The sequence below is a fragment of the Pseudomonas sp. FSL R10-2189 genome, assembly GCF_009600325.1.
In the GTDB taxonomy this organism is placed as follows: domain Bacteria; phylum Pseudomonadota; class Gammaproteobacteria; order Pseudomonadales; family Pseudomonadaceae; genus Aquipseudomonas; species Aquipseudomonas helleri.
The window spans coordinates 1-7,958 of sequence record NZ_WIVZ01000070.1; the positions used below are offsets into that span (position 1 = coordinate 1).

Annotated in this window: 10 protein-coding genes and 1 pseudogene; all 11 read right to left on the minus strand. The window is 53.6% G+C overall.

Annotated features, from left to right (window positions below):
• Positions 1-139 precede the first annotated feature (139 nt).
• The gene (locus GHO32_RS26995; protein ID WP_256665601.1) at positions 140-265 is read right to left on the minus strand and encodes a hypothetical protein; all 126 of its coding nucleotides are present in this window, start codon (positions 263-265) and stop codon (positions 140-142) included.
• 113 nt (positions 266-378) lie between these two features.
• Positions 379-1,026 carry a GAD-like domain-containing protein gene (locus GHO32_RS25705; RefSeq protein ID WP_153336889.1) on the minus strand — a complete coding sequence of 216 codons (648 nt, stop codon included), beginning with the start codon at positions 1,024-1,026 and terminating at the stop codon, positions 379-381.
• A 261-nt stretch (positions 1,027-1,287) separates the two neighbouring features.
• The gene (locus GHO32_RS25710) at positions 1,288-1,767 is read right to left on the minus strand and encodes a hypothetical protein (RefSeq protein ID WP_153336890.1); all 480 of its coding nucleotides are present in this window, start codon (positions 1,765-1,767) and stop codon (positions 1,288-1,290) included.
• A gap of 194 nt (positions 1,768-1,961) precedes the next feature.
• Entirely contained in the window at positions 1,962-2,411 is a 450-nt protein-coding gene (locus tag GHO32_RS25715; RefSeq protein WP_153336891.1) for a hypothetical protein, read from the minus strand.
• 14 nt (positions 2,412-2,425) lie between these two features.
• Positions 2,426-3,493, minus strand: coding sequence for a hypothetical protein (locus tag GHO32_RS26555; RefSeq protein ID WP_178113944.1), 1,068 nt, complete (start codon positions 3,491-3,493; stop codon positions 2,426-2,428).
• A 3-nt stretch (positions 3,494-3,496) separates the two neighbouring features.
• Positions 3,497-3,853, minus strand: a complete 357-nt coding sequence (locus GHO32_RS25725; protein ID WP_153336892.1) for a DUF4150 domain-containing protein — start codon at positions 3,851-3,853, stop codon at positions 3,497-3,499.
• 1 nt (position 3,854) lies between these two features.
• Positions 3,855-5,201, minus strand: a complete 1,347-nt coding sequence (locus tag GHO32_RS25730) for a DUF2169 domain-containing protein (protein ID WP_153336893.1) — start codon at positions 5,199-5,201, stop codon at positions 3,855-3,857.
• Between the two features lie 162 nt (positions 5,202-5,363).
• Positions 5,364-5,621 (minus strand): PAAR domain-containing protein, encoded by a 258-nt coding sequence (locus GHO32_RS25735; protein WP_048373686.1) that lies wholly within the window; start codon positions 5,619-5,621, stop codon positions 5,364-5,366.
• 94 nt (positions 5,622-5,715) lie between these two features.
• A complete protein-coding gene (locus GHO32_RS27315) occupies positions 5,716-6,531 on the minus strand; it encodes a DUF6708 domain-containing protein (RefSeq protein ID WP_368668532.1) in 816 nt (271 codons plus the stop codon).
• Positions 6,532-6,687: 156 nt separating this feature from the next.
• Positions 6,688-7,707 carry a hypothetical protein gene (locus GHO32_RS25745; RefSeq protein ID WP_153426246.1) on the minus strand — a complete coding sequence of 340 codons (1,020 nt, stop codon included), beginning with the start codon at positions 7,705-7,707 and terminating at the stop codon, positions 6,688-6,690.
• Positions 7,653-7,958 (minus strand): annotated as a pseudogene (locus tag GHO32_RS26560) (hypothetical protein); the annotation flags it as partial. The pseudogene GHO32_RS26560 and the gene GHO32_RS25745, both read right to left, overlap by 55 nt.

Genomic DNA, 7,958 nt, shown 5'->3' on the forward strand with positions numbered 1-7,958 from the left:
AGCAGTGAAGCAGCGCCCAGCAAAATATCCGACCCGAAAATAAAAATGCCAGTCAGCTTAACTGACTGGCATTACCCTTATAGGCCTCTTTTTTTATGTCTGTAGTTTTTACTCCCTACCCAAACAGGCATCCGCCCAATCAGTGCACCTCCCCCAGTGAGCGCTTGATCAGTTGCGCGGCCGGATCGGTCTCAAAGCGCGCTTCGAGCACCCGAATATCGAGGTTATTGGGCAGGCTGATGCGATGGGTCAGCACCAGGGTCATGGCCTCGGTGTCGATGCGCAGGGTGGCGTATGGCGTATGGTTTTGCGCGACGAATGCCTGGACACCCTCCAGATGTGGGCCGCTTTTGAACTCATGGCTATTTCATAAACTTGTCAAAAATCGATGTTGGAGAAAGGAAGAGTCGGACTGTCGAATTGACGCAGAATGTGGAGGTGTGGATCCAGCTTAAGGCGTCGAAGGTTCTCCAATATAACGCTTCCACCCATAACGAGCGCAGGTTCGAAACCGTACATTTCATCGGGCTCAAGTGGGCCGTACTTCTTTATAGCGCGTTCAAACAGCAGTTTTCCGTTGGCGTCAGGGTAGTCGAAGTCTTCTAGCTTGGCAGAACCAAACAGCGCCTGAATGGAAGGATCGTGATCTGGTAAGGGTTTGGGGTTGAGCTGGTTTTTCAGAGCGAGGATTTCATTGTGGATACAAGTGATGGTGACGCTTGCGCCTGTTGTTTCGCCGCACAAGTAGAGGTCGCCAAAGGCATCGCGGGCAATGACGTGGAAGTTATCAATGTTGACAAGCGGTGTCCCCTCAAGCCATGCATCCTTGATGTCTTCATATTCATCGGGATTAACTGTCCATACTCGCCCGTTTGCATACCCTGCCCAGCCTTCTTCACGCCAGTAAGTCATCAAGATAGGAGGGAGCTTGCCGGTCCATTGAGCAAGGGTGGCTTCTGAAACAGGCATGCTGTAAGTGGCTTCGCCAAATTTCTCGATGAAGTATTCGAAATGAGAGTCTCTCATGTTTATTTTCCTTTTTGGCTGATGGCAGATTGTCAGTTCCATATTCTTTACGTCTGAGCCATCACCGCGAGCGACTGCGTTAACAGCAGCACCAGTGACCAGCGATACGCCGAATGATCGCCTTCGAAGAGCGGCAGGACCAGGCGGTATTCCAGTTGTCGCCTGAGGATTGCAGAGCTCTTGCCATGTTGCCCGCTGAGCTGGTTTCGACGAGTCGCAACTTGAAGTTGACCCCAACCTTTACACTCATGGTCGCGCAATTTAATTCTTGCTATGTCTTTCTTGCGCTGCTTCTAAACTCAGGTCCAATATTTGCGGGTGAATGTGATTGTCTATGGCGCGACGTATAGTGCCTTTGTATCTACGAAGAGCATAGGCGCATATGACTCTTATGGGGGCGAACTCCAGCCCCTCTATAGGCGAATGGCCTGTGATCACGGGGGTATTGAAATTGACGTTTTTCTTATCCTTCAGTGGCAGGGTCCATTTTCCGCCATAGTTAAGTCTTATAAATTCTCCGAGATATCTACCGAATATAACTATCAATTTTTCAATATCCTCTTCATTCAGTTCTTCGGATATTATGTCAAATGATTTTTCGAGAAGCTCTGGTGTGTTGGGAGAGTTTGTTAAAGCGATTTTGTGTTTTTTTGCTTCTTCAATTAGCCACTCTATTTGGTCATCCGTTGCAATTAAAAAATCATCAAATACTTCAGCGGCCTGAACTTGGTCTATGTTCATGGTCTAACCTTAATGTGTATCTGCGGGGTTGTCTTGTAACTGATTCCGGCCTTTTCTAACGCATCCAAATAAGGCTTTGAGGGTCCTCTCTTCAGAGTGTGTTCTGCCGCCAATCCATCCATCCATTCTTTACTAGGAATGCGTTTTTCTTGGAGGCCATCGAAAACTTGTTCCCTTTTCGTGCAGTACCTCACTTATGTGAGGCGCTCCAGGTATGGATCTTCCGGCACCCATTCACCCTTAGTAAAAGCGGTTATCGACTTGTTGCCGTTATCTTCCCCAGAGAGTCCTGAAACTGCTATTCCATACTTGAAGAAAACTGTAATTCCAACAGTTTTCATGGCCGAAGGATCCGATTTTATTAATGAGTTGTAAGTTGTATTTGATGTATTCCAGTCGAACTTAATTCCTGGAAGTGTTATGTTTCTAATGTTTGAATACATGCTGATGGATGTAAGGGTGTTATTTTTTTTTGAAAACGAAAGCTGTAGTCCATTGTTGTTCCAATATTGAGTGGTTGCATCAGTGTCTGGGTCGTAGTATGAAAAGTTTGGCTTGCCAAGAATTTTCTCGGCCATAGATGGGGATATTCCAAACTTTAATTCTCCTACGCCTACGTACGGAGAAATTTCGTAATTATTCATTTTATATCCTGGAGTTATGAGGTGAGATTGTTTTTTTCAAGGCATCTGAAATACTTTAGCATTTCCAAAATTGCTTCATTGTATTTGTTGGGCTCGCCAATGATTTTCTGGATTCGTCGGACATCTTTAATCTCTTTGATCATTGCTTTTCGCCATTCCCCCATTTCTATTAATTCCTGAATTGATTGGCGGTATTTTGCTGATCCTTTTACTGATCCATTGCTTTTCGTGAGCTTATGGTCATTTGGGTGCATTTGTATTGCAGGTCCGTCTCTTTTCGGAAGGGGGCTGGCGTCATCAGCGGGCATATGGTGGGAGTCTTTATTGTCGTTTACAGGCTTAGAAGTTTGGTTGTGCGCTCCACCACGGTATGGCCCTTTTCCGCTCCCCTTACGAAGGTGATCGCATGGCCCTCCTTTTGATTTGCCGCCGTCTTTAACATCTTTGGGTGGCTCTTGATTTTTGCTTGTGATTTTTTTTATGGGGGGCATTTGTGTAATTTCGCGTGCGACTTTACCCGAAGCCTCAGCCATCTTCGCGCCATAGCGCGTGGCCTTGCCCGCAGTACCCGCATACCCCACAAACGGTATGGCCGACAGCAGTGACAGCTCAGCGCCTACATAGTCCCCGCGAGCAAGGCTGATGCCAGCGCTGATAATGTCCGCCGCTTCTCCCACCACGGGGATCAGGCCCACCACATCCAGGCCTAGCTGGAGGCCATCGAGAACTTGTTCTCCGGTGATGCTTTCCTCTTGGGTTTCGGCTTCTATCGCCGCATTGGCCTGTGTGGCGGGCACTGCGGTTGGCGCGGTTTCGCCCACCACACGCCCCAGCGTATTGCCGTTTGCATTTGTGCCGCCTTGGCGGCGCATGAGCGGAGCGGGGTAGTCGCGCAGTCCAAGTTCCGGGGCTTTTTCCCTGAATGTTGCGTAGTCGGTGTAGCTGAGATCGCGCTGGAGTTCGAGTTGTTGGTTTTTCCAGACCTGAACCGTAACGCCACCGCCGTTTTCATAGGTCGCCCATTGTTTGCCGCCATGCTCGACGAAGGATTTGCTGATGTTGATCTCTAGGGGCTCGGCCATGTTCTAGACCCCATTCATCCAGAACGTATCGCCATGGCGCACGATCAACTTGCCCTCAGCGCGCACGCTGCTGCTTTTCTCCAGCGGGTAGCATTTGCCCCCGACGGTGTTGCTCTTGATGCCTTTAGCCGCGCCCGCTTGGTCACCTTTGGTAGTGGGCACCAGGCTCATGTCGTAGACCACCACCGGTTTGCCATTGGCGCGCACGGAGTTGGCCACGCCGGTGGCGGTTTTGAGTTCGGCGGTGACGGGGTAGGGCACAGGCGGGATGGCGCTGCCCATCGGGGTTTTGCACACGTCCGGGACGATGCTGATCACCTTCCATTTGGTCTGTTTGCGGGCGATGACGTTATCGGCCATATCAATGCACCTCCCGCTGCGAGCGCTTGATTAGTTGCGCCGCCGGATCGGTCTCAAAGCGCGCTTCGAGCACCCGAATATCGAGGTTATTGGGCAGGCTGATGCGATGGGTCAGCACCAGGGTCATGGCCTCGGTGTCGATGCGCAGGGTGTCGGTGAGCATGGGCAGCGGCAGCAAGGCGCCGTTGAACAAACGCAACAACACAAACGCTCGATGGCCGGGCATTTCCACCTGCGCGTATCCGCTGGGTGTCAGGCTCGGGTCGGTCAGGTTGAAGAGTTCGATGCGCAGGTTGGGCGGTGGAAATTCGATCTGTTGATCGCTGGGCGCACCGTTCCAGTAGGCGAAGTCAAAGTCATAAGGCAGACCCGGCCATCGCTCTGCTTGCCATACAGCGTCGTAGTTACCGGCCAGGGCCAGTCGCGGTGCCCAGGCCCGGCCGACCACCCCAAAACCTGCGGGTTGGTATTTGTAGGTGCCGGCCACCTGCATCATTTGCGTGGAGTCGAGCAGTCCATCAGGGTGTTTGGCTTTATCCAGGTGCAACACGGGCCTGTCGATTGCTTCGATTTGCGGCGCGGGCAGCACCCGCAGGGGCGCATCCAGCTTGAAGCCCAACTGCTCCTGGCGTTTCTCGATCCAGCCGCTGCCCAGCGGGTTGCTGTAGCAGACCTCGTTGAGCAGATACTCCGGGCTGTCAGGCTTTAACAGGTGCTCGGGGTTGCGCACCACGCTGCTGCCGCCAAAGGCATATTCCCAGCGCAGCGGAACGCTCAGAACGGGCTGCGCTTGAGTCAGTTGCCAACCGCCAAACAGGCTGTCTTTAAATTGCCGTGGCCCACTAAAGCGCAACTGTTTGTCCAGCAGATTGCGCCGGGTAGGGGCATTGGCGTGTGCCTTGGCGGCGGCCACGCGTTTCGCTTGCCATTCTTGAAGCTGGTATTCGTTCAACCGTTCGCCGGGGCTCAACGGTTCGGGCAGCGGCACTTCTATGTACTCGTGCGCGACCGGAATGCTCAAGTGCACACCCGCGTTCCACGACGTGGCCTGCAAGCCCTGCGGCGCATATGCCAGCCCCACCACGATCACATCACAGCGCGGTTTAAAGGGGGCCAGGTCGCTTTCTTCGCTGACGCTGCTGGTCCCTTCTTCGCCGTAATAGGCGTCATCGGTACACAACGCCACGGGCTTAACGTCCATGACCTCGGCGCGCAATTGCCCCGGTTGGCCATCCACCGGCACCAACCGATAACCGACCTTCATGGCCAGCACCGGATACTCTTGATCGTCCACACCCAGGGCGCTAAAACACAGCGCATCGAAGGGCGTCAGGTTACGAAATTCCATGACGCCTCCTCGCACGAGGGCGTTGAATACAGATGGGCGCCAGACGCAACCGGCAGGTCAAAATCTGTAGAAAAACCTCCAAGGCATCGTTCGGCAGGGGCTCGAAGATAAAGCGCAGATCGTGTTGATGGCGCATGGGCGTCTCCTGGTCATAGGTAAGCGTTAATCGACCAGCCAACTGGCGTCGCCGTTTTCCAGCGATCCGCCGTGGTCAGTGGTATCGCCTACGCGTGCGACGGCTTTGCCCTCGATGGTCATCAGAGCCGAACCGCTGGTAATGACAGCACCGCAACCCAAAGTGTCGCCAACACGCGCGACCGCGCTGTTGTTGATATTGAAAGCTGCTGCGCCACTATTAACCGTGGTGGGGCCGCACAGCGGGCAAATGTGGTCATGGCCGACCAGTACGACTGCAGGCATAGAAAATCCTCAAAAAGTGATGTCGCAGGGGGGATTGCGCTGCGCTTGAAACCTGCGCAACGGAACGTGGGGTTAAAAGCAGTAACAGGAATGGTTAGCCGTGCATCGACGGCGCCGAGCGGGACTCCAGGTCGATAGCCTCTGGCCAGTGCACTTTGGGCGCGAGGCGGCGGGCGAGATTGAAGCGTATTTTTTCGTTGTTCCAGTCGCGGGGCGGACGCGGGAACGACGGCAGCGCTTGCGGTCCTTGCTGCATAAAGAGCTGGGCCATGGCCCAGTACATTTCACCTTGCTGGATATCGTGGGCGAAGTGAAAACGGTCGACTACCTTATGAGTACCGGGCTCCAGTACTGCCAGCGTGACTGTCTGGATCGAGCCGCCGCTGCCCATGGCGCCATAAATGCTGCAGGCTTCGGCGTGAAGATTGTCCCAGTCATACACTTCAGCGCGAGCCCCCCAAGCGCTGCGGCTGAAGGGTTTGAGGCCGTTACGACGAAAGCGGTAGACATAGACTTTGCGTCGGGCGCGGTTGAAGCGGATGGGTTCGTCGCGTGGGGCTGAAGTGTCCATTCTCCAGAAGTACATGCCCGCCCATAGCGTTATAACGCCCGCAATAATCAAGAAGATACTTGGAGTAATTGAAGGTGTTTTTCCCGTTTCAATTACATGTGAAATTAAAACGGTAGGGGCAGCACAGAAGAGCAAAAACATTAAAGGTGCTAGCAAAACACCAATCCCGCGCATCCTCATCGTTGCGCGCGCTAATTCAAGGTAAATATCATCTACATGGTTGGGAGGGTTTGAGAGTACTGGCGGGTAAGGTTCTGTAGATGGAGGCTCATTAGGGCCAGGAAGATCGTGCTTCCAGCCCGGAGCTGGTTTATCGAGCAAAGGTGTTTTAAATAACATGCGTTCTTTCCAGTTCAGGTAAGTGCCATTTACCTCTTCGATCTTTCGAGGAGAGGCCAGCAGTAAATGGTCAAGTTCAGTGTTAATGGCTTGCAGCAAGGTTTGCCATAGGACAGATACGAAATAAGCGGACGAACAGCAGACAGGCCATGTGGTTTACTGGTGATCCATTAAGGTGAGTTCCGCATAGGCATCGAGAATGTCGCGATTTGGCCAGTAGGTCAGGGACAAAGTGGCCGCTTCGATGTTGTGTCGACGGCTATCGGGCAGCAGCTCAATCGCGCCTTTGATATCTTTTATTTGCAGTGTGCGGGCATCGGCCGACGTGACTGTCCGAATGTTTAGGGTGGGTGTGGTGCTGTTGGCTTGGTAATCCGGTTTTTTCGGCAGTTTGGGAACAGCCAGTGCTGTTTGACGCTTGCTGGCTGGCGTCGCCAGTTCGGGCGGGTTCAAGTTGCCTTGCGCCATGACTTCACCGCCCGTGTACTGATCGGCAGCACCATCGCCGTGGCGATGGACCGTAAGTGACCAGCGATACGCCGAACGTTCGGCATCGAAGAGCGGCAGGACCAGGCGATATTCCAGTTGTCGCCTGAGGATTACCGAGCTCTTGCCCATGTTACCGGGTGAGTCGGTTTCGACGAGTCGCAAGCTGAAGTTGACGCCTGCTTCAACACCCATGGTCGCGGCGTTGAGTTCGGCAATGGCCATGGCGGCATGTTCAGGTTTGTCCCAATGAATGGGGGGTGTTTCATTGTGAAAACCGAAGTAGCAGCGGCGGGCCCAGCGCTCGAGAGGTGTTGACTCCTCCCCTTCGGCCCATTTGAGGAATGCGTATCCGGACAGGCTGAGGAGTAACGCTACCCCAAGTGGACCTAGCAGCGTGCTAGCACCCGTAGCAGCAGCCAAGATACCGAACCCTGCTCCACCGCTTAAAAGCATCGTGGAGGCTACATACCCTTGTGACGCATCCCTGTCTCCTTCCTTAGAGCTGCGATTAGCTGCAAATCCCGCCTGTGTCGCATCATATAAACCAGCAACTGCGCCAATTGTCGCACCGGCTCTAGCCAGCAAGCGTCCGGTATTAGCCAGGGTTTTAAACCTTGCTGTTCGGGCAGGGTTTAGTGCGTTGCTTTTTTGTAGTCGGCTTGAGCCAGCTTCCAGTGAAAGGCCCACAATCTCAACCCCGCCACCCAACACCCCAAACTACTCCCATACAGTGCCAACCTGGCCTCATCGGATTTATCCCCAATGGCCTTTTCCGCTTCTTCAATGTTCTTCTTCAATGAGTCGCTGGCCAAGTAGAGCCCGCCAATGGCCAGCAGCAGTTCGCTACTGGCGGCGACACCACGCAGCCCGGTAAAGCCGGTGCGCACCCAGTGCGCCGCTTGTTGGGTTGATACTTTGAGGCCTTGCAGCAGCTTGCG

Coding starts and splice junctions, on each gene's coding strand:
- GHO32_RS26995 (WP_256665601.1), bottom strand. CDS start 265: ATGACCCTGGTGCTGACCCATCGCATCAGCCTGCCCAATAACCTCGAT.
- GHO32_RS25705 (WP_153336889.1), bottom strand. CDS start 1,026: ATGAGAGACTCTCATTTCGAATACTTCATCGAGAAATTTGGCGAAGCC.
- GHO32_RS25710 (WP_153336890.1), bottom strand. CDS start 1,767: ATGAACATAGACCAAGTTCAGGCCGCTGAAGTATTTGATGATTTTTTA.
- GHO32_RS25715 (WP_153336891.1), bottom strand. CDS start 2,411: ATGAATAATTACGAAATTTCTCCGTACGTAGGCGTAGGAGAATTAAAG.
- GHO32_RS26555 (WP_178113944.1), bottom strand. CDS start 3,493: ATGGCCGAGCCCCTAGAGATCAACATCAGCAAATCCTTCGTCGAGCAT.
- GHO32_RS25725 (WP_153336892.1), bottom strand. CDS start 3,853: ATGGCCGATAACGTCATCGCCCGCAAACAGACCAAATGGAAGGTGATC.
- GHO32_RS25730 (WP_153336893.1), bottom strand. CDS start 5,201: ATGGAATTTCGTAACCTGACGCCCTTCGATGCGCTGTGTTTTAGCGCC.
- GHO32_RS25735 (WP_048373686.1), bottom strand. CDS start 5,621: ATGCCTGCAGTCGTACTGGTCGGCCATGACCACATTTGCCCGCTGTGC.
- GHO32_RS27315 (WP_368668532.1), bottom strand. CDS start 6,531: ATGTTATTTAAAACACCTTTGCTCGATAAACCAGCTCCGGGCTGGAAG.